Annotated in this window: 21 protein-coding genes; 10 read left to right on the forward strand and 11 right to left on the reverse strand. The window is 68.4% G+C overall.

Annotated features, from left to right (window positions below; genetic code table 11):
• The first annotated feature begins 49 nt into the window (after positions 1-49).
• A complete protein-coding gene (locus tag ACFWBF_RS19975) occupies positions 50-202 on the forward strand; it encodes an NAD(P)-binding protein (protein WP_385603297.1) in 153 nt (50 codons plus the stop codon).
• A gap of 180 nt (positions 203-382) precedes the next feature.
• On the opposite strand, the gene ACFWBF_RS19980 is transcribed toward ACFWBF_RS19975, so the two are convergent.
• The 5 genes from ACFWBF_RS19980 to ACFWBF_RS20000 all read right to left on the reverse strand — a co-directional run bounded on the left by ACFWBF_RS19980 (position 383) and on the right by ACFWBF_RS20000 (position 4885).
• Entirely contained in the window at positions 383-718 is a 336-nt protein-coding gene (locus ACFWBF_RS19980; protein WP_385603300.1) for a hypothetical protein, read from the reverse strand.
• Between the two features lie 13 nt (positions 719-731).
• Complete coding sequence (locus ACFWBF_RS19985) at positions 732-1289, reverse strand: DUF6232 family protein (RefSeq protein ID WP_385603343.1); 558 nt, start codon at positions 1287-1289, stop codon at positions 732-734.
• A 1155-nt stretch (positions 1290-2444) separates the two neighbouring features.
• Positions 2445-3098, reverse strand: a complete 654-nt coding sequence (locus tag ACFWBF_RS19990) for a hypothetical protein (RefSeq protein ID WP_385603303.1) — start codon at positions 3096-3098, stop codon at positions 2445-2447.
• Between the two features lie 660 nt (positions 3099-3758).
• Entirely contained in the window at positions 3759-4316 is a 558-nt protein-coding gene (locus ACFWBF_RS19995) for a hypothetical protein (RefSeq protein ID WP_385603306.1), read from the reverse strand.
• Complete coding sequence (locus ACFWBF_RS20000; RefSeq protein ID WP_385603309.1) at positions 4313-4885, reverse strand: matrixin family metalloprotease; 573 nt, start codon at positions 4883-4885, stop codon at positions 4313-4315. Before ACFWBF_RS20000 ends, ACFWBF_RS19995 begins: the two co-directional genes overlap by 4 nt.
• A gap of 17 nt (positions 4886-4902) precedes the next feature.
• On the opposite strand from ACFWBF_RS20000, the gene ACFWBF_RS20005 reads away from it, so the two are divergent.
• Positions 4903-5433: a transposase gene (locus ACFWBF_RS20005; RefSeq protein ID WP_385603312.1), complete on the forward strand. Its 531-nt coding sequence runs from the start codon at positions 4903-4905 to the stop codon at positions 5431-5433.
• On the opposite strand, the gene ACFWBF_RS20010 is transcribed toward ACFWBF_RS20005, so the two are convergent.
• Entirely contained in the window at positions 5396-6367 is a 972-nt protein-coding gene (locus ACFWBF_RS20010) for an alpha/beta hydrolase family protein (RefSeq protein WP_385603315.1), read from the reverse strand. The two genes, ACFWBF_RS20005 and ACFWBF_RS20010, sit on opposite strands and share 38 nt — an antisense overlap.
• A 223-nt stretch (positions 6368-6590) precedes the next feature.
• On the opposite strand from ACFWBF_RS20010, the gene ACFWBF_RS20015 reads away from it, so the two are divergent.
• The 3 genes from ACFWBF_RS20015 (at position 6591) to ACFWBF_RS20025 (ending at position 8525) form a co-directional block, all read left to right on the forward strand.
• Positions 6591-7226, forward strand: coding sequence for a GNAT family N-acetyltransferase (locus tag ACFWBF_RS20015; protein WP_385603346.1), 636 nt, complete (start codon positions 6591-6593; stop codon positions 7224-7226).
• Positions 7227-7261: 35 nt separating this feature from the next.
• Positions 7262-8107, forward strand: coding sequence for a PaaX family transcriptional regulator C-terminal domain-containing protein (locus ACFWBF_RS20020; RefSeq protein ID WP_385603349.1), 846 nt, complete (start codon positions 7262-7264; stop codon positions 8105-8107).
• A 262-nt stretch (positions 8108-8369) separates the two neighbouring features.
• The gene (locus ACFWBF_RS20025; RefSeq protein ID WP_385603352.1) at positions 8370-8525 is read left to right on the forward strand and encodes a carbohydrate-binding protein; all 156 of its coding nucleotides are present in this window, start codon (positions 8370-8372) and stop codon (positions 8523-8525) included.
• Between the two features lie 40 nt (positions 8526-8565).
• Here the strand turns inward: ACFWBF_RS20025 and ACFWBF_RS20030 are convergent, their stop codons facing one another.
• Positions 8566-9594, reverse strand: a complete 1029-nt coding sequence (locus ACFWBF_RS20030) for an aromatic acid exporter family protein (protein WP_385603317.1) — start codon at positions 9592-9594, stop codon at positions 8566-8568.
• A 610-nt stretch (positions 9595-10204) separates the two neighbouring features.
• Between ACFWBF_RS20030 and ACFWBF_RS20035 the strand changes: the two genes are divergently transcribed.
• Both ACFWBF_RS20035 and ACFWBF_RS20040 read left to right on the forward strand, forming a co-directional pair.
• Entirely contained in the window at positions 10205-10450 is a 246-nt protein-coding gene (locus ACFWBF_RS20035) for a hypothetical protein (protein ID WP_385603320.1), read from the forward strand.
• 69 nt (positions 10451-10519) lie between these two features.
• A complete protein-coding gene (locus ACFWBF_RS20040; protein WP_385603323.1) occupies positions 10520-10939 on the forward strand; it encodes a hypothetical protein in 420 nt (139 codons plus the stop codon).
• A gap of 21 nt (positions 10940-10960) precedes the next feature.
• On the opposite strand, the gene ACFWBF_RS20045 is transcribed toward ACFWBF_RS20040, so the two are convergent.
• The 4 genes from ACFWBF_RS20045 to ACFWBF_RS20060 form a co-directional block, all read right to left on the reverse strand.
• A protein-coding gene (locus ACFWBF_RS20045) for an IS5 family transposase (RefSeq protein ID WP_385603325.1) occupies positions 10961-11825 on the reverse strand; the annotation gives its coding sequence in 2 pieces (ribosomal slippage) (positions 10961-11375 and positions 11374-11825; 867 coding nt in all).
• Between the two features lie 81 nt (positions 11826-11906).
• A complete protein-coding gene (locus ACFWBF_RS20050; RefSeq protein ID WP_385603328.1) occupies positions 11907-12314 on the reverse strand; it encodes a hypothetical protein in 408 nt (135 codons plus the stop codon).
• A gap of 533 nt (positions 12315-12847) precedes the next feature.
• Positions 12848-13288, reverse strand: a complete 441-nt coding sequence (locus ACFWBF_RS20055) for a hypothetical protein (RefSeq protein ID WP_385603331.1) — start codon at positions 13286-13288, stop codon at positions 12848-12850.
• A gap of 835 nt (positions 13289-14123) precedes the next feature.
• Positions 14124-14474, reverse strand: coding sequence for a helix-turn-helix domain-containing protein (locus ACFWBF_RS20060; protein ID WP_385603334.1), 351 nt, complete (start codon positions 14472-14474; stop codon positions 14124-14126).
• Between the two features lie 926 nt (positions 14475-15400).
• Here ACFWBF_RS20060 and ACFWBF_RS20065 point away from each other — a divergent pair.
• The 3 genes from ACFWBF_RS20065 (at position 15401) to ACFWBF_RS20075 (ending at position 18413) form a co-directional block, all read left to right on the forward strand.
• A complete protein-coding gene (locus ACFWBF_RS20065; RefSeq protein ID WP_385603337.1) occupies positions 15401-16651 on the forward strand; it encodes a PP2C family protein-serine/threonine phosphatase in 1251 nt (416 codons plus the stop codon).
• A 200-nt stretch (positions 16652-16851) separates the two neighbouring features.
• A complete protein-coding gene (locus ACFWBF_RS20070; protein WP_385603355.1) occupies positions 16852-17475 on the forward strand; it encodes a histidine phosphatase family protein in 624 nt (207 codons plus the stop codon).
• Positions 17476-17597: 122 nt separating this feature from the next.
• Entirely contained in the window at positions 17598-18413 is an 816-nt protein-coding gene (locus ACFWBF_RS20075) for an ISL3 family transposase (RefSeq protein WP_385603358.1), read from the forward strand.
• Positions 18414-18729 lie beyond the last annotated feature (316 nt).

The following is an 18729-nucleotide window of genomic DNA, read 5'->3' on the forward strand; positions in this document are numbered from 1 at the left end:
TGCCCAGCCTGGCCGACACATGACCTAAACCGTGCCGCGAGGAAGGCAGATGACGCCGGACGCCGGCGTCGTCGGCACCGGCCCCAATGGTCTCGCCGCTGGCGTGACCCTCGCGCGGGCTGGCCTCCGTGTGGAGATCATCGAGCACACGACGCCACCAGCGGAGGACTGCGCAGCGAGGCGCTGTTCGAGCGTGACGTAGTGCACGACACCTGCGCGGCCGTCTCCCCGATGGCTGCCGCCTCCCCCTTCTTGGGGTCCACAACTGGCGATCCCAAAAGGGGCAGTGGGGTGATCTTGGCTGGAACCCAAGCACGTGCCTTCTCTGCCCCGCGCGACCGCGTGGGCCGCCACGTCGAGCAGGGCTTGTCCTGGCTCGTCGTCACGTCCGCTGCTGCGCGCCCAGGAGCTGGAGGATCCTGTTCACCGTTTCCACGATCGGCACGCCCAGGGACCCGGCGGTCGCGGCGACGCCGGCGACGGTCAGCAGGGCGCAGGCCTGCGGCTGGACCACGGCGTTGGGGGCGAGGACCGGCAGGGATTCGTCGATCGTCCGCGCGCCCAGAGGCGACGCTTCCGCGCGCAGGTGTCGCAGCTGCTTCGTCAACGCTGCTATGGCGGAGCGCAGTTCAGGGGCCCATGGCGGCCGGCGCGCCGCGTTCTTCACCATGCCGGTGTTGTTCGTGCCGCCGTGCATGGTGACGTTGTTCACCGTCATCGGTGGTCGCCGCTCATGACTTCGCCATCCCCACGTTGCCCGATCCGCCGTACATGTTGACGTTGTCGCCGAAGTGGTAGTTCCTGGGATTGATCAAGAGCGTCTCGACCTTCACCTGGAACTCGATTTCGGGGTTCTCGATCGAGTTCACGACGTAGCCGACGAGCTCGTTCAGATGCTGGGTGTTCTTGCTGGTCATCAGGGCCGTCGACGCGCCGGACGTCTCGACGGCCAGCGCCCAGTGGGAGGCGGCAGTCAGGACCGCTCCCAAATCCCCGGCGCAGTAGACCAGCGCCACGATGGCGCCGAACCAGACGAATCGGATGATCGCTTGCGAGGTGTCCTTGTCGCTGGCGAAACCGGTGATTCCGTTGAGGATGATCAGGGCGAAGGCCACCGACAGGACGATCCCGACGCGCTTGAGGAAGAGCACGGTCGCCTCACCGCGCCGCGGGGTGAGCAGGAACGTGTACACCCGTGTGATGTTTCGTAGTGGGTAGGCGGCGCCGCCGACCCACAGCAGCCGTTTGCTGACCCGCAGGTCGACGCCGCCCGCAAGGTGTGGCGGCAGCGACGGCGGGGGCGGGGGAGGGACTCGGTTGTGCCAGGGCCTGTCGCTGCTGGCCGCCTCGGACCGTAACGTCGGCGGGGGCTGCTGCCGCGCCGCCTCCGGATTCTCGCGTCTTTCCATGCCCTGTCGATGCCCCCTGAGGTGTGTGGGACCCCTTACTGCGTGACGAACATTAGCGGGGTGAAAGCGAACACCGCCGCTCCTTTCCGGGCATAGATGGCGCAGCAACCCAGGGCAGAGCCAGCCCACTTCATGGACCTCGCCGACGCGGTCCTCGGGCACGCCGGTGGGCTGACGCCCTACGGCACGTTTCTGGCGTATTCCGGCTGGCTTCCTCGTACGGAAACGTGACCACCGGCCGGTGTGACGTGGCCGAGGACGTGAGCAGCCCACGGGTTGTCTGGCAATAGGGGCCCGCTGCGGGTCTGTGAACGGGTCTACCGGGCGTCAGGCACGGCGACGGGGGTGTCCCCGAGGTGCCCGAGGCGGGCATCCACGTCGACCTCGGCGGTCCGCTGACGGCCCACATGGGCTCGGTCGGACGTCCAGCCCTTCGCGGTCCGGCACGGGCGAGGACCTGCCAGATGGTGGGCACGAGCCCAGCCAGCCGCCCACGGTCGGGGCCCCGACCGCCGCACCCGCACATGTACGCGCTGCTGGCCCCCGAGCGGCCACCCGCGTCGAACCGAACTGGCCCCCGTCCTGGACCGGCCCGAGGCAAGCACCGTTCTGCTGACCGTGTGCGACGGAAGCCACGGGGCGGCGGCACAAAAACGGTGCGACCCCACCGGAAGGAAACCCCGCCATGCTTACCCCGGCACCCCGAACGGCACCCCGGCTGCGCGCCCGCCTGCCGCGCCTCGCCCACACTGCTCATTTCGCGATCGGCGCGGCCACCCTCGCCCTCCACCACGAACACTCGCCGACCCGATCTCCGTCGCCCCCGCCGGTCGCACCCTCACAGGCGGCCTCCCGACGCTGACCGCACGTCGAGCGTCACTCGATCACGCCACTCATGCGGCACGGGCCGTCACCCGTGAAGGGGTGACGGCCCGTGCAACGCCCAGACCAGGACGCGCCCCGGCTCGGTAGCGGCATGCCGGCCGCCGCCGGCCCGCCGCCGGATGGTCCCGCGGAACCCTGACCCGACTGCGGTCAGGGGTTGTTCAGAGCGAAGCCCTGGCGGGTGTGGTTGCTGGCGTTGGGGCTCTGGATGTTGTTGTTGATGGCGATGTTGTTGAACATCGGAATGACACCGTTGAGGTTGATCGGCAGGATTGACCCCAAACCGCCCCCGTTCCCGCCGTTGCCGTTACCGCATTCGCCGCCGGTGACAGTGGTGAGGTCGCTGGCCGAGACGTCAGGGAGGGGGTTTGGCAGATCACCAGCCTCACCCACCTTGACAGTGTTGGTGATGGTGCAGGGAGCGTCCTCGGCAACGTTGACTGTCAGGAGAATCGTCGAGGTCTGACCAGCACCCAAGCCGTCAGCGCTGCAAGTCAGTGCACTTCCGCTGCCCACGATATTGCAATCGAACGGAGCCCCGGCCTGCACGCTGTCACCTTTGAGTCCTCCCGGAAGCTCGTCAGAGACAAGAGTGTGGCGGGTGTCTTCCGAGCCCGGGTTGCTGACGGTGATGCGATAGACGCCCTGCCCGCCTCGGGCGAAGTTGCCCTCGTGCGTCTTCGTGATGCTCAGTTCTGCCTGGGCATAAGCAGGTGTCACGCCTACCGCGAACGGCAGCACCACGCCCAGCCCCATGACCGTGGCGAGGCCGGCCATCCGCTGCCACAACGCTCGCGTCTTCATGTACGGCTCCTGTCCTGTGAAGGTACGCGGCCCACCAGCAACCGCCAGGAACGACAAACCCGCCACCCGCCGGCCAGCGCCTGCCCCCGCAACGACACGCACACCCCCACGGACACGGCACCAACAACACCATCACCCGATCACCAAACCCGTCATGACCGACCAGCCCCCCAGACCGGCCCCCGCGCCAAGCCACGCCCCCACCTGCCGAAACAGGGCCGGGGCCGTCACCCGGCTGGACACGGGCTGAGTCACCGGCATTGCGCCCCGGCGCGCCCGCGGCCCGGCGCGAAGTGTCTTGCCGGACCCGGGCCCGCTGCGGCCACAACAGTGGGACACGACGGAGTCGCGCAGGGAGCGGCGCAGCATCTGTGTGGGCCCGCCTGTCGGCGTACGACCTGAGCTCCCCAATTGCGTACGGATGAACGGAGTACGCCGCCACGGGGTACAGCCTGGCCACCGAGGCCGCGACGGGAGCCGCGCCCCAACAGCGCGAGAGCATCCGGCGGACCCGGGGCGCAGCAGGTCCGCGTACACAGGGCGGCGACGCGGCACGCACGGCGGCCTCGTCCACGCCCGTCACGCCGAGGACCACGAGCCCGGGCTCCGTCGGATGCCGTTCAACCATCTCGTCCACTGCGTCGTTTCCTTCGCTGCTGGTCAGGAGGAGGGGGCACCGGTGACGGTGGTGTCGTCGCAGGACGGTTCGGGCAGGACCGTCCTGGCCGAGGCAGCACCGCGCCACCGGCTCTCGGCGGCGGCCGCGTCGGGGGCCTGTTCGGCGCCCCAGACCCACCGGCCGCCCTCACGGGTGCGGTCCAGCACAGCGACGGTGTACCGACCTCCGGGGGCCAGGACCTCGTGGAGCGGTTCGTGCGTGGTGTCCAGGGTTCCGTCAGCGGCCCTGACGGTGCCCTGGGTAACCGTGAGCCGTGCGGGCGCCGAGCCCTTGAGGGTCTTCTCCACCGCCAGGGTGCTCACGGTGACTCCGGCGTCGGTCCGGCCTTCGTCAGGGACGAAGCGGGTACGGTCGGCGACGGTGGCGATGACGACGGTGGAGGCGAAAGCGGCCACGTCCTCGGGGGTGCTCGCCGCGGGCCCGCACAGCGATTCCACGGTGACCTGTCCGCTGGTGTCGTATGCATAGTAGGCGGCGCCGGTCGCTGCCAGGGCGAGCGCCGCGGCAGTGGCCGTCAGCCAGAGCTTGGACATGGTCATCCCCAAAGCGTCGAATAGTTGGCCTTGTCGGCGGCCTGCGGTTCGGTGATGGGCAGTGAGGAGACCTCGGTCCACATCAGGGACAGGACCTTGCCTGACTTGTGGCACAGACCCAGCGCGTGCCCGACCTCGTGAGCGGCCACGCTGCGCTGAAAGTCACTGGACCGGCCGTCCACCTTCGTGATGTTGAACCGGATCAGGTCGGTGGCTGCGATCCGGGAGTCACGGACGTAGGAACCCACCGCGTCCTTGGGTCCGCTGCCGCCTCGATAGTCGACGAATTCGAGGTCGTTGACGGTGGTCGTGGCATCCGGGCGCAGTTTGATCCGGGATCCGGTGTACTGCCAGACGGCCAGGGCGTGCTTGCGGGGGCCGTCGTAGCGGGTGGCGTCGGTCCAGCGGATCTCGCCGTCGTCCACGGCGCTCTCGTCGCGACGTTCGCGTTCCCCGTTGATGCAGGGGGCCGCAGCGGTAGTGAGGGTTGCGGCGGCGGCCGGCGGCGGGGGAAGTGCAGCAAGGACTGCGGCGAACATGGCGCAGGCCAGGGGTAAGGCGGAGGTGCCGGTCATGGGCGATGAGCCTAGCGGTGCTCTTGATCGCCGCGGGGCCCGGTTCTCGTGTGGGTGATGTACTTGACGGCACGTCGTTCGAGGACCGTGCGGGCGTCCACGGGACGTCTGCGTCGCCTGCGGGACGACAGCCCGGACCTGCTCCTCGACATCGCGCGCCGTTCGACGCACGCATCGCCATCCTGCTGACCGAGCGGGAACGGGACCCGGACCTCCTTGACACCATCCCCGGAGGCGGCCACCTCGCGGCCGAGGTGATCCTCGCGGAGACCGGCGGGGACATGACCCCGTTCGCCACCGCCCAGCACCTCGCCTCCCGGATCGGCGTCTGCCCGGGACAGAACGAATCGGCCAGGGTGAACACGTCCGGACGAAACCGGCACGGCAACAGCAACCTCAAACGCCTGCTCGGTGTCGCCGCCATGGCCGCAATCCGCAACAAGGACTCAAAGTGCACCGGGCGGTACGTGCGACCGTGCACTGCGCGCCATGGCCGACCTTGCTGGACTGTCATGGAGTGGCATGGCTGCCTCGGTCGAGATCCTTGAGGAACTGACCTTGGCCGTCCAGAAATCCGTCCGCGAAGAGCGAGCGGGGGGAGAAGAGCGCGGTGAGCGTGGTCTTGAGGTCCGACTGCTCGATGGACTGTTTGAGCAATGAATGGGTCGCGTCCGGGTAGTGCTTGGCCGTCATTGCACCGCCTGCGTCCAGCACCCCGCGGTAGACGCGCTCCGTGTCGGCGGTGTCTACGTTGATGTCGTGGCCCGCGAGGGTCAGCAGAACCGGTAGGCCGCGCAGGGCGCGGAGGTCTTGCCCGGCGTCCGCGGTGTAGTTCTTGGAGATGAAGCGCCAGCGATCGGCGGTCATCCCGTTCGCGTCGCCGCCCATGGCCTTGACGTACTCCTCGAAGGTCGCGTGGCGTTCCAGCAGCCGTAGGGTCGTGTCGCTCTTGGCGATCGCTGCGTTGGTGCGGGCTGCCGATGCGCCGTCGGCGCGCAGCTCGGCGAGAAGGTTGTAGCGGCCCTGCTGGAGCCAGTTGATCGCAGGCGAGACGGCGATGACGAAGCTCACGGGCGTCTTGGCGGCGACCTTCGGCAGGACCCAGCCCGCCTGGCTGGCGCCCCAGCGCCCGATCCGGTCGCCATCGATGTCGGGGCGGGCGCGCGCCCAGGCGATGGCGGCGGCTGCCTCGTCGGCCCGGTCGTCCATGGACTGGGCGAGCCAGTCGCCTGGTGCGCCCGCGACGCCGGGCTTGTCCCAAGAGAGGGAGGCGTACCCGGCCTTGGCGTTCGCTTCCCACATGGGCTTGTAGCCGTCGTCATGGGTGGCGTCGACGGGGCCGTCGCCGTGGACGTACACGACCAGGCCGTGGTGCTTGCGGCCGTCCTTGGGTGTGGCCAGTACTCCGTTGAGGGTGTGGCCGCCGTGACGGATCGATACCCGCTGCTCGTCCATGTCGTAGGAGTTCTGCCACAGCACCACACCGCCGAGACCCGCGGCTACGGCCAGGATTGTGACGAATGACCAAACGGCTATGCGGAGCCCGCGACGCCGTTTGGGTTGGATCTTTGGGCCCATGGGATCTGACCGCCTCGGTTCGGATGTCGGTTCGGAGATGCGCACGATCGAAACTATCATTGCACGCACGGTCGTCTTGGCAATGATAGTTTTGAGTTGGGCTTGCAGCGAGAAGGAGGGAAACGGGATGGGACTGGACGCGACGAACGCCGATACTGGACCGGTGACAGTACGGCGGGGCGTTCCAGCCGGCGCCGAGCGGCGGGCGGCCGAGCTGTACTGGGACGCTTTCGGCCGAAAACTCGGCCCCGCGCTGAACCCGCCAGACAAGGCGGTGCCGTTCATCGCCGCCCACCTGAACGCCGATCGCGCGGTGTGCGCTCTCCTCGACGGGCAGCTTGTCGGCCTCGCCGGCTACCAGCTCGGCGGTCGTGCCCTCACCGGCGGATCGGCCTCCGCGGTGCTGCGCGTGTACGGACACATGCGAGGACTGCACAGGATCCTGCTCCTCGCCCTGTTCGAACGCCACCCGGCCCGCGGAGAGCTCGTCATGGACGGCATCGCTGTGGACCCGGCCATACGCGGCCGTGGCGTCGGGAGCCTGCTCATCGAGGAAGTGGCCGCCGTCGCGGCGGAGCAGCACTGCCGGGAGATCAGACTGGATGTGATCGACACCAATCCGCGGGCCAGGGCCCTGTACGAGCGGCGCGGCTTCACGGCCGTGCGTACCCAGCGCACGCCCTACCTGCGCGGGCTGCTGGGGTTCGCAGCGGTGACCACCATGCGTCGCGCCGTCGCAACCAGAGGGGCGAGAGAACTGTGAGCGCCGAGACGGACCACGTCGAGGTCCCCACCCGCATGCTCGTCCACGCGCTGATCCGCGAGGACGGCACTGTCAGCGCGGACGAGCTGTACACCGTCGCCAATACCCTGGGCATGAGCGACCAGCAGGTGCGGCTCTGCGTCAAACGCCTCGTGGCCGAGGGCCGGTTCACGCACGAGGGCCGTGGCCGCAAGGCGAAGCTGCACACCACCGCGGACACCAGGCGTGCACTGGCCCCCAACGCGGACTTCCTCCGGCACGCCTTCCAGCAAGACGCCGGGCTCGCGCCCTGGGACGGTGTCTGGCACTTGGCCGCCTTCGCGGTGCCCGAATCGGCGCGCACGGCCCGGGACGCCCTGCGCGAGACGCTCGTCCACCTGGGAGGTGCCCCGCTCCAGGGCGGACTGTACGTCTGCGCCAACGCCTGGGAACCGTACGTCGAAGACGCGGCCCACCGCCTCGGCGCCCACGGCGCGCTTACCCTCCTCACCACGACAGACCTGCGCAAGGGCGACACCCAAGAGCCTGCCGAACTCGCCCGCCGCCTGTGGTCCCTGCAGGAGATTGCCGATCGCTACCACCGCCTCAGCCGTATCGCCCGGCCGCGCCTCGCCCGGCTCACCGACCCTGCCGGAATCTCCCCGTCCGCACTCCTCACCATCGCGGTCGAGCTCGCCGCCGAACTCACCCGCGCCATGGAGCCCGACCCGCTCTTGCCGCCTCAGCTCCTGCCCCGGCCCTGGCCCGGCACCCAGGCCCGGGAACTCATCGCCCGGTGCTGGGCGGCTCTGCACGAACGAGAAAGCGGCGAAGCCCACCCGGCCCTCTTCCGCCTCTACGCCGACATCACCCGAGAGGCGGCAGACCGGGCCACGCGCTGAAGGCGGGACACGACGGGACACAGGGTCGTGCACCGTTGGGACGCGCAGTCACCGCCACCAGCGAGGTCAACTGACCGAGGTCGTTCGCGTACGCCCGTGAGCGCCACCGAATCGGTCCCGCAGACAGCGGGCGCTTCGAGCCCGACCCGCCTTGCCGATCATCCACCGGAGCCGGCATTCGTCATGGGAAGATCCACGCGGGTGGGCACCGTGCCGGATCAGCGGGGAGACAGGCATGTCTGCAGCATTGCCGCAGTGGACGATGGGCAGGCCGTACGGAAAGAGCGATGAGGTGACGTACCAAGGCCGGCGCTACATCTGCCTCTTCTCGCATACGTCCCAAGCCCGTTGGGCTCCGGGACAGGCCCCCACGCTGTGGGTGATGTGCTCCGATGCTCTGCCCTGGCACATGCGCTGACACGGTGCCGGGGCGGAGCCAGGTGCGGGCTGTACGGCTGTCAGGGCTTCGGGGTGAGGGTCTGGCTGCCGGAGCGCAGCTCGGCAAGGAGACGGCCGGCGTCCGTGACGAGCGTCCCCTGCAGAGTGTGAACCTGCGGCGGGGCGTCGGCCGCCGCCTGCCCCTGATGCTCTATGCGGTCGAGTTCCGCTTCCGCATCGTCGATCAGGTCGGCGAGGCGGCCCGAATCGGTGGGAGATGCCTGGCCGATTTCCTCCATCGCGGCTGCCCCTTTGCGCAGCAGAGAGCTGAAGCCTGTCCTGAAGGAACCGGGCAGGTTCTTGATCTCTTCGCTGTCCAGGGCGTAGTCGAGGGTGCGGGTCAGGGAGCGAAGGTGGTCCATGGCGCGTTCGGCGACGGTGACGGCTTCGCGGGCGTGCGGCAGGGCAATGTCGGCGGTGTCAGTTCCCGGGCGGGGGTGGAGACGGCTGTTCTCGATCTCGGTTTCGATGCTGTGCTGAATGCGTTCGCAGTCGGCGGAGAGTGTGCGCCAGTCGCGGCGCCACTGCCGGACACGCTCGGCGTCAGGATCGTTTCCCTCGAAGATCTCGGCCAGACCGTCGAGGCGGCGGCTCATCCCCGTGTAGAGGTCTGCGACGGCCTGCTGCCGGTGGCCGACGTGACGGGCCGGCGCGAGGACGAGGTGGGCTGCGAGGCCGCAGAGCGCACCGATGACCACGGAGGCGGCCAGGTAACCGATGTAATCGATCCTTCCCTGGCCGGAGGAAAACGCGAAGAAACCGACGATGGCGACCTGCGTGCCCTGCTGGCCGAAGCGGCGGATCCTGCCGACGCACAGCGCGATCAGGGTGAGGAGCCCGAACGTCCACCCGTGGATGCCCGCCAAGGCTGCCAGAGCGGCAGCGAGCGCGGTTCCTGCCGCCATCGCCAGTAGGTACTGGACCGAATCCCGCACCGACCGGTACACAGTGGCCCGCAAGGCAACCAGCGCCGTAAACGGGGCGAACGTGGAAACAGTCGGCGGCAGCAGATAACGAGCCAGGACCCACGCAGCCATGGCCGCGAACACGGTCTTGGCACCAAGGACCACACTGTCCCGTTCGTTTCCCGGTCCCTGTGCGGCACGCCGTAGATAGACGGCTGGCTCTGCCGCGGCCGCCCGAATCCTTCCCACAACTTCGTCCCACCTGACCACCACCGACCACCTCCCCGGACCCGTGTGCCCGATCCTCCTGCGGCAAACGTCGGCGGGGCCGACCTGCGCAGAAAGTCACGGCGCGCGGTGCGCCTCTTTCCCTTCGCGTTCGATCTCGGCGCGTTCCTGGGCGATCTCCCGTCGCCTTCCAGATGCGCACGCCGACTGGTGCCGGACCCCGCATCCGGGGCCGGTGACGCCTGCCGGCCCGTCGTCGACCAGCTGCTGGAGGTCAACACGCTCTACCGGCTCAGCGCCGCCCAGGGAATCCTCGGGCTGAAGAAGAAGTACGGCGACGCGAGGCTGGAGGCCGCCTGCGCGAGGGTCGAGGGCCATCACTGTCGGAGATCCGTCCTATCGGACCATCAAGGGCATCCTGATCGCCGGCACCGGGACCGAATCCGGAGCCGGAGTCGAGCGGGGACGCGGGAGCGGATGAGATCCACGACGACCAGGTCCACGGCGAAGTTGAGGGAAGCATCTGATGAGCGTGACGGATTCTGCCCTGCGTGAGTCGCTGAAGTCGCTGCGGCTCTCGGGGATGCTGGAAACCCTCGATGCCCGCCTGGCCCAGGCTCATGGCGGCGAGCTGGGGCATCTGGACTTCCTTCAGGTCCTCTGCCAGGACGAGATCACCCGCCACCAGGTCATCATGAACGGCCTCAGCTACCGCCCGAACGAGCGCCCCGAGAGCCCCACCGACAAGCCTGCCAAGCCCACGATCACCTAGGAGCTGTCCGGCCGATCATGAGGCAGATTTGCCTGGCCCCTAGGGTTGCTCGGCTGAGAGGGTGGGCTCATGAGCGATCTGGACGCGACGCTGCTGCCGCCAGGGCGTGTGGAAGTGGCTGCCCAATGGCACGCACTGGCCCAGGGCAAGGTGACCCGTGAAACCGTGCATGCGTGGGCGGTTCCATGGGTCGAGGGCGAGGGAGCACTCGTTAACTTCGAGGACCCCTTGGTCGTAACGGCCCTGCAGTACCTGCACGGGTTCGACCTTTGCCAGGGCCCAGGTCGTCCCGGGGTCGTCTGGCACGGCACGGCGGGTGAGGGCGAGTGGTATCACTCGCCCGATGACATAGCCGGCGGGCTCACCCGGTGGCAGGCGAAATGTGCCCTCTACGATGAGGATCCGCAGGGCTGGATCCAAACGGTGCGTGAGCAGGCAAGAGCGTCCATCCTGGCTGAGCAAGAAGAGCGCGGGCGTCGGCTGCATTGACCGTTCGGGCAGGTGCTGTGGTCACGACCGGATCCAGATGAGGAGTGCGGCAGCGGTGACCGTACCGAGATAGACGTAGCCGCGCTTGTCATAGCGGGTCGCCACCGCTCGGTAGTTCTTCAGTCTGTTGATGGCCCGCTCGACGGTGTTGCGTTTCTTGTACCGGTCCTGGTCGAAGCCCGGTGGCCGCCCGCCGCGTGATCCTCTGCGCTGGCGGGCGGCCTGACTGTCGGCGGCGACGCTGTCCGGGTTCTTGCGGGGCCGTCCGGGCCCCTGACGAGGAACCCGGATCTTCTCCAGCACGGGCACGAACTGCGTGCAATCGGCCCGCTGTCCGGGGGTGATGATCAGGGACAGTGGGCGGCAGCGACCGTCGGCGCTCAGGTGGATCTTGCTGGTGATGCCTCCGCGCGAGCGGCCCAGGCCCTCGCCTCCCCACCACCTCCACCAGTCGGGCGGTCAGGCTCTGCCACGGCGATTCGGCCTGGTGTTCCACGAACTCCGCCCCCTTTGAGCTGGCGGGGGCGGGTGGTGGAGCAGTTCGGGCGCCGGCCGCGTGCTGGTGGGCCCGCACGCTGGTGGAGTCCACCGACACATCCCAGTCGATCTCCCCGGCCGCGTCCGCCGCAGCCTGGGCCTGCTGCAGCAGACGCTCCCAGGTGCCGTCCGCCGACCACTGCCGGTGGCGCTCATAGACCGTCTTCCAAGGACCGAACCGCTCCGGCAGATCACGCCAGTGCACCCCGGTCCACACGCGGTGCAGAATCCCGTCGATCACCTGCCGATGGTCACGCCACCGCCCGCACCGACCATTGCTCACCGGCAGGAACGGCCGTAGCCGATCCCATTCGGCATCCGACAACGCATCTCGCCGATCCCCACCCATACCCAGAACAGCGACCCGATGAGCAGGCAGTCACATGATCGACCGGACAGCTCCTAGTAGTGCTTGATCGCGGGCGCGGTGTCATACGCTCCACGGCTCCAGGACACTCCACGTGCCCTCGACCGCCTCGAAGACCAGCTCCGAGCCTTCGAAGACCTCGTGCCCACTCCCCGGTCGAAGGCTGCCGAAACGCTCAGCGCACAGGTCGACCTGCATCAGCCCGTCGAACCGGGTGAACTGCGGGGGATCGTAGAGCACCCCCGCAGGAGAGCCCTGGCTCTCGTCGATCCGAAATCGCTTCACGTCGACCAGGTCCAGGCACACCGGCTCCCACCGCAGAGCCTCGTCCACCACCCGAACGTCGATCACAAGTCTGACGGCCCGCCCCCGCGGTTTCCGTCCGAACTCCTGGTCAAGGATCACCCGGCGGACACAGGAATCACCGAACTCGTAGCGTGCCAGCAGCGCCGCGATCCCGTCATCGGTCAACGCGTACGGTCCAAGCCTCCGAGACGGTACCGGTGCTCTGAGATCCACTCTGCTCCCTTGTCGAGGTGCCCATAGTAGGAGGAACACCCAACCGAGACGACGCGGCAGAGGCCGCGAACACTCAGCGCATCGCCACAGCTCAACCCGACGTAGGTCCGGGATGAGATCGTTTCCCGCATGGCCCACACATCGACTGGCCGATGACGGCCACGGCGAGCCAAGCCAACGGGACGTCGTCCCCCAAGGCCAGTCCCTCCTGACCGAGGCGATCGAGCAAGCAGACGGCGAGTCCGACGGCAACGAGTACGGAGCTGAACGGCCTGCCGTTCCGGTCAGCACAGGTCGTCTTGCGCTACGGCACTGTCGACGACCCATCGGCTGCCGAGCACCGCGTCGAGCTCTGATCAGACGAGTCACCAGCCCCCAGCCAGGCGGGCACCTGGGAAATTACGCACCACGGGGGGCAGGTCCTGGTGGCGGTCACGGAGGCCGGAGAGACGCACGTGAGCTGAGCCGGCGGCGACAGAGACGCTCTAGCGGGTATCGCCGTGGCCACCGAGCCACTTGGCGCGCCGGTGACCCGTGGCCGGCGCGGCCGTAGTGGTGGGATGGTCGTCGCCGAGGGCTTGGGCGGTTTGCGCGCGGGCGGCATCACGCTGCTCGATGAGGTCCTCGCGTTCGCGGTCCACGACCGCACTCTCCCGCTTCGAGGGGGCGTATCCGTCGTGGCGGACGAGGCGGCTGCGCCGAGAGGCCCGACGGACCGCCGCCAGAACGAGGGCAAGACCCAGAACGGCGGCCGCGCCGACGGCGATGCCGTACAGGAACAGAGCACCGGTCGAGCTGGTGACGTGGTAGCCGAAGACCGAGAAGTCGTTGGTGAGCTCGTGGGAACCGCCCAGATTCGCCATCACCCCGGCCACGGCGAAAATCAGCGCGGCGATCAGGATGATGAGGCCGAGGATGAGAATCATGGAGCGCTCCCTGCTCCGCACTGCCGCGTGCGAATAACCGGCCGCCGACGGAAGCCCGCCGATCCAGACAGCGCCTACCCCAAGGCGGCCGGGCCACGCAATCCCGGCCCCGGCATGCCACCGGGCACGCAGGGAAACGCGGCCCTTGATTGCCTTCGCAGCCGCGTGACAGCCACGGACCGACACGCAAACTCCACACGCCTTGAAGCGGCCCTCTGATAGTGACGCGGATGCCGCCGACCTCCTGCACGCGACCGCGCCGCCGACCCGCTCGACGCCGTCGCCCCCTCACTGGCGCCGGATCGACTGGGCGGACGACCACCCTGATCACTTTCGAGGCCACCAACGGCTTCCACGTCGCCGGTTTCTCCCCCCACTACTCGTGGCCGGCGACGACGGGCCCCTCATCCAGCCCCGCTCCACCCCTTCCCCGACCTCATCCCCCAGCGCCCCACCCTCGCCCCCTGGGCACGCTCGCCGAGTGGCTCCACCGGAAGCTGACCCGAGTCCGCACGCGCCCCGGTAGAACGCGTCGTTGACGCGACGCGGTGGAGCACGGCGGAAAAATCTCCGACAGGGCTGTTCATAAAGCGCCGGCCCGCTTCCGCGGGTGGGGTCGCCCGCTACCGGCCGACTGCTCGCCGCAGGTCAGGTCAGGTCAGGTCAGGTCAGGTCAGGTCAGGTCAGGTTGATGTTCTCGGCCTGGGGACCCCCACGACGGTTGACCAAAACGGTACGCGCCCGCACCCCCCTGTCACCCGAGGAAACGACCCGTACGCCGCACCCGGGCGCGGGCCCCGGGGCCCGCCGTTGCCCGGCGGGCGCGAGTACGGCCTCAGGCCACAGCCGCCGGGTTCGCCGAACCAACGGCGCGGCGGTAGTCGGCGTTGATGCGCTGGGCTTCCTCGAGCTGGTCTTCCAGGATCACGATCCGGCAGGCCGCCTCGATCGGGATGCCCTGGTCGACGAGCTCGCGTGCGCGCGCTGCAATCCGCAGCTGGTATCGGGAGTAACGACGGTGTCCGCCGGCGGAACGGAGCGGAGTGATCAGACGGGCCTCGCCGATCGCGCGGAGGAAACCCTGCGTGGTGCCGAGCATCTCGGCGGCCCGGCCCATCGTGTAGGCGGGGAAGTCGTCATCGTCCAGGTGGCCACCGAGCGGGCCGGTCGGAATCCCTGCTGTCATCGCACCTCTTTCTGGAACACACGGAGGGGCCCTGGTGCCATTGGCACCAGGGCCCCGAAGGAACTGCTACACCATCTACCGGCCCTGGTACTGCGCCGGCCTACTGAGTCCGCAGACCCGACTCACATGCTGTCGGGGGTGCGGGGATCGCGGTTGCTTGACCGGAGACCACCTCACTAACGATGTCCTGCGGTACCCGGACTCAACACTCTGCCCGGGCGATCCTGATGGCGCTCGGCTCCTCCGTTCATCCCTCGGTGATCAACTACTTACCAAGCGGGGACTACGTACTGCTGGCACTTCTCTTACTGCTGGTACTGCGAACCGCTTGTACTGCTCGCGACCTGACCAAGCGCCACGCTCCGGCAGCCAGCCCCGTCGCCCATCCTGCATCTGCTCTGGCTTAGAACCCCACTGCCGAACCTCCCGGTGCGCGCGCCCGCAGCCGACGCCTTCACCGAGGTACCACTCACTGACTTCACTGCTGGGTACTGCCTGACTGCTGATACTGCGTACTGCACTTGCGGGTACTGCCACCTGCGTCCTGCGGTCTCTCTGCGTTACGAGAGAAACCATAACCACGCCACCACCCAATGTCTACTCCAGCCAGCATAGATTTTCAGGCGCCCACCCCTGAGGTAATCGGACGGCGCGGATGGGCGGCGGCCGGTCAGGGCAAATGGACTACCGGCGCAGCCCCCAGCCGGGCATGGCCCAAGAGAGCTGCGGCTCAGCCGGGCCACGGGCCACGGGCCCCGGGGGCTCATGATGCAATTGACAGGTCCGGTGCCGCCTCGGCACGGATCTTCGCGTATCCGGGACGAATGTTCCGGCGCATCGAGCAGCAAGGGGTCGCCGTGACCGCAGGAGAGCCGGACGGTGGGGCCTCTCGTCCTCTCGCGGGCGGGAGCCACCGGGGTAGGGCGATGACGTTGGCGGGAGCGTTGGAGGCGGCGGAGGCCGCGGCGCCCGTGGAGTCGCTCGACGTGGTCGCGCGCCTGCTCAAGGACCATCTCGGGGCAGCGTCGGTGTCGTTTCTGATCACCGACTTCACCGGCAGCTCGGTCGTACGGCTTGGGGCTGCGGACAGCGTCGAGACCGGTGAGCCGGCCCGGCGGATCCCGCTGCGCGGCACCCTGTACGACGACGTGATCCGCAGCCAGCAGCCGAAGGTGGAGCACCGGGGCGAGAGCCGGCTGGTGCGGGTGGTCGCCCCGGTGACCAACCGCGGGGACGCCATCGGACTCCTGGAACTGTTCCTGCCCGCGCCGCCGGACGCGGAGGTGATGCGGGAGATCGGCGAGACCGCGCACGCGCTGGCGTACATCGTCATCGCCAACCGGTCCCACACCGACGTGTACCAGTGGGGCCGGCGCACCAAACCGCTGAGCCTGGCAGCCGAGATCCAGCACCGGCTGCTCCCGGCGTCGCTCGCGTGCGAGGCGGCACAGTTCGCGGTCGCCGGGGCCCTGGAACCCGCCGACCATGTCGGGGGCGACACCTTCGACTACGTGATCGACCGGGACACCGTCCAGCTGTCGGTGACCGACGCCATGGGCCACGACGTCGACGCCGCGCTGCTCGCCACCCTCGTGGTGGGCGCCCTGCGACGGTCCCGGCGAGAGGGTGCCGACCTCGCCGAACAGGCCCGTCAGGCCGACCGGGCCATGCGCGATCATGGCCACAGCGGCTACGTCACCGGCCAGCTGCTGCGCATCAGCCTGATCGACGGCAAGACGGAGTTCGTCAACGCCGGACACCCCTGGCCCCTGCGGATGCGAAACGGAGAAGTCCAGCAGATCGTCCCCGAAGTCGATCTCCCCTTCGGCCTCAGCGCCCAGGCATCACAGGCCAACACCTACCGCGTGCAGACACTCGACCTCCGCCCGGGTGACCGGCTGGTCATGCTGACCGACGGCATGCTCGAGCGCAACGCCGAAAACCTCGACCTGTCGGACCTGATCATCCGCACCCGCGCACTCCACCCCCGCGAAGCCGCCCGCACCCTCATCAAAGCCATCGTCGACGCCGGCCACGGCCACCTCGACGACGACGCCACCGTCATGTGCCTGGACTGGCACGGCGTCGCCAACTCCGAGCGCGACGCCGCCACCGGCGCCAACCTCACCAACGCCTCACAACCGTCGAGGACGGGGCGGCCCACTCCGGGACGATGACCACAGCGCGGAGGGCAGCGACGCGGCGACAGGTCGCGCGCACGCGCGGGCCAACTACAAGGTTCTGGCCGCTCTTCCGTGAGACCTACGCCATCTGCGGGGCAGCGCCAGTCTGAGTCCGTCGGCTGCGGAACCACCTGGGACTTGTCGACGTCCATCCAGATGTTGACAAGATCATGAACCTGACGGAGGACTCGCCCATGTCGGCAACAGCTACCCGCTACCTTTACCTCGCGCGGCACGGTGAGGCCTCATCGGACGAGAGCACGCTGACGGACAACGGCCGCCGTCAGGCCGTTCTGCTCGGGGAGCGGCTCCGCGGGGCCCCTCTCACGGCGATCCACCATGGCCCGCTCGCGCGCGCGGAGCAGACGGCGCAGCTGGTCTGTGAGCAGCTCGACGATGTTCCCTTGCAGCGTTCTGGACTGGCCGGCGATTACATTCCCTACATGCCGCAGCGCGAGGAGCTGCCGTCAGAATCGGCCGACGCGATGCTCGGTCACCTGGCTCAGTTTCCAGCCGAGGAACGTGAACAGGGCCCTGGCCTGGCCAAGGAGGCTCTCGCGCGGTTCACAGGCCCCGTCGCTGGCGATGAGCCGCTCCACGAGCTCGTCGTCACCCACAACTTCCTCATCGGCTGGCTCATCCGGTCCGCCCTTGACGCGCCGAAGTGGCGCTGGATGGGCATCAACCACGCCAATGCCGCGCTTACCGTCATCCGCTACGCGCCTGGCCGGCCCCCGTCCGTTCTCCTTTTCAACGACACCGGCCACCTCCCCGTCGACCTGCGGTGGACCGGCTTTCCGCCCGACCTCCACATATGAGAGCGACGATCCCCCATCGCCGGCGGTCACCAGACGCAGACCCAGTAACGACGCCCGGCTGACCCCAGGGCCAGGCACCGGACTGCAGGATCGTTCCTCTAGGGGATGACGTCGTCATGGAGATGGAAACGCTTCAAGACGTCCTCTTCCCGGGCCTGAACCTCGCACTGCGCCAGGCCACGGTCGTGGACGACGATTTGAGGGTCGACGCGACTGGGTGTGGGCCGCCAGGCACATGTCCCGTATGTCAGCATCCCGCCACACGCGTCCACAGCCGGTACTCGCGTCACATAGCCGGGCTGCCGGTCTGCGGTCGTCGGTTGATCGTCCGTCTGCGCGTCCGACGCTTCTTCTGTGATCAGCCCCGATGCCGGCGTCGGACTTTCGTGGAACAGGTAGTGGGCCTGACCGAGCCGCGACGCCGTTCTTCGACGGCGGCGCGGTCGGCGATGCGGTCGGTTGCCGTGGAGCTCGGCGGCCGCCCGGGCGCACGCCTCTGCAAAAAGTTGCGGCTCTACGGCCGGCGGACATCCATCCTGGGCGAGTTGACCGCTCCGCCTGTACCAGCGCGGGCTCCACGGATCCTCGGCATCGACGAGTTCGCTTTCCGCAAGGGCCGGACCTACGGCACCGTCCTCGTCGACGTCGAGTCCTCCCGGCCGGTGGACGTGCTGCCGGATCGTGAAACCGGCACGGTCGCCGCATGGCTCCAGGAGCATCCCGGCGCCGAGATCATCTGCCGGGACCGCCTGATGGCATTCACCAAGGCCATCAGGCAGGCCGCCCCGGACGCGCTGGAGGTGGCAGATCGCTGGCAGTGCGCCATGAGGCGCTTTGTCGTATCCCCGATTCAGTCGGGAAGAATTTGGAGGGAGATTCTTGGGTCTAATGGCTTACCTAATCCGGAAACGGTGATGGGACCGCAGCATGCCAGATAATCGACGACCGGGCTCAGGTATCGGAGACGGGGCGTCGAGGGACCCGCGTGACACGGTGAAAGCTGGATTGCCTGAACCCAAATCCCCAGAAGACTGAAGGTCGAGTCCGTCGGAAAGATACCTGAAACCGACGCCGCACCCTGCGACGGCTTTGTGCCATGGTCGACGCAACCTCCGGAGTGCGGAGCGATGCCCAGCGAGGGCATTCAAGGGGATGAGTGGGGCACCTACATCACGCTATGACGTACGACAAGGACGAACAGGACGAACATGGGATCGCCTAACGGAAGAGATCTTCCTACGGCGACGGAGGCCC

Source organism: Streptomyces sp. NPDC060028 (assembly GCF_042736725.1).
GTDB lineage: Bacteria > Actinomycetota > Actinomycetes > Streptomycetales > Streptomycetaceae > Streptomyces.

What these genes read in the sequence shown, in the direction of transcription:
- ACFWBF_RS20035 (WP_385603320.1), top strand. Translation starts at nt 10,205, where the DNA reads ATGAGCGTGACGGATTCTGCCCTGCGTGAGTCGCTGAAGTCGCTGCGG.
- ACFWBF_RS19975 (WP_385603297.1), top strand. Translation starts at nt 50, where the DNA reads ATGACGCCGGACGCCGGCGTCGTCGGCACCGGCCCCAATGGTCTCGCC.
- ACFWBF_RS20055 (WP_385603331.1), bottom strand. Translation starts at nt 13,288, where the DNA reads ATGATTCTCATCCTCGGCCTCATCATCCTGATCGCCGCGCTGATTTTC.
- ACFWBF_RS20015 (WP_385603346.1), top strand. Translation starts at nt 6,591, where the DNA reads ATGGGACTGGACGCGACGAACGCCGATACTGGACCGGTGACAGTACGG.
- ACFWBF_RS20025 (WP_385603352.1), top strand. Translation starts at nt 8,370, where the DNA reads ATGGGCAGGCCGTACGGAAAGAGCGATGAGGTGACGTACCAAGGCCGG.
- ACFWBF_RS20075 (WP_385603358.1), top strand. Translation starts at nt 17,598, where the DNA reads ATGGAAACGCTTCAAGACGTCCTCTTCCCGGGCCTGAACCTCGCACTG.
- ACFWBF_RS20060 (WP_385603334.1), bottom strand. Translation starts at nt 14,474, where the DNA reads ATGACAGCAGGGATTCCGACCGGCCCGCTCGGTGGCCACCTGGACGAT.
- ACFWBF_RS19980 (WP_385603300.1), bottom strand. Translation starts at nt 718, where the DNA reads ATGACGGTGAACAACGTCACCATGCACGGCGGCACGAACAACACCGGC.
- ACFWBF_RS19990 (WP_385603303.1), bottom strand. Translation starts at nt 3,098, where the DNA reads ATGAAGACGCGAGCGTTGTGGCAGCGGATGGCCGGCCTCGCCACGGTC.
- ACFWBF_RS20020 (WP_385603349.1), top strand. Translation starts at nt 7,262, where the DNA reads ATGCTCGTCCACGCGCTGATCCGCGAGGACGGCACTGTCAGCGCGGAC.
- ACFWBF_RS20000 (WP_385603309.1), bottom strand. Translation starts at nt 4,885, where the DNA reads ATGACCGGCACCTCCGCCTTACCCCTGGCCTGCGCCATGTTCGCCGCA.
- ACFWBF_RS20070 (WP_385603355.1), top strand. Translation starts at nt 16,852, where the DNA reads ATGTCGGCAACAGCTACCCGCTACCTTTACCTCGCGCGGCACGGTGAG.
- ACFWBF_RS20040 (WP_385603323.1), top strand. Translation starts at nt 10,520, where the DNA reads ATGAGCGATCTGGACGCGACGCTGCTGCCGCCAGGGCGTGTGGAAGTG.
- ACFWBF_RS20065 (WP_385603337.1), top strand. Translation starts at nt 15,401, where the DNA reads ATGACGTTGGCGGGAGCGTTGGAGGCGGCGGAGGCCGCGGCGCCCGTG.
- ACFWBF_RS19995 (WP_385603306.1), bottom strand. Translation starts at nt 4,316, where the DNA reads ATGACCATGTCCAAGCTCTGGCTGACGGCCACTGCCGCGGCGCTCGCC.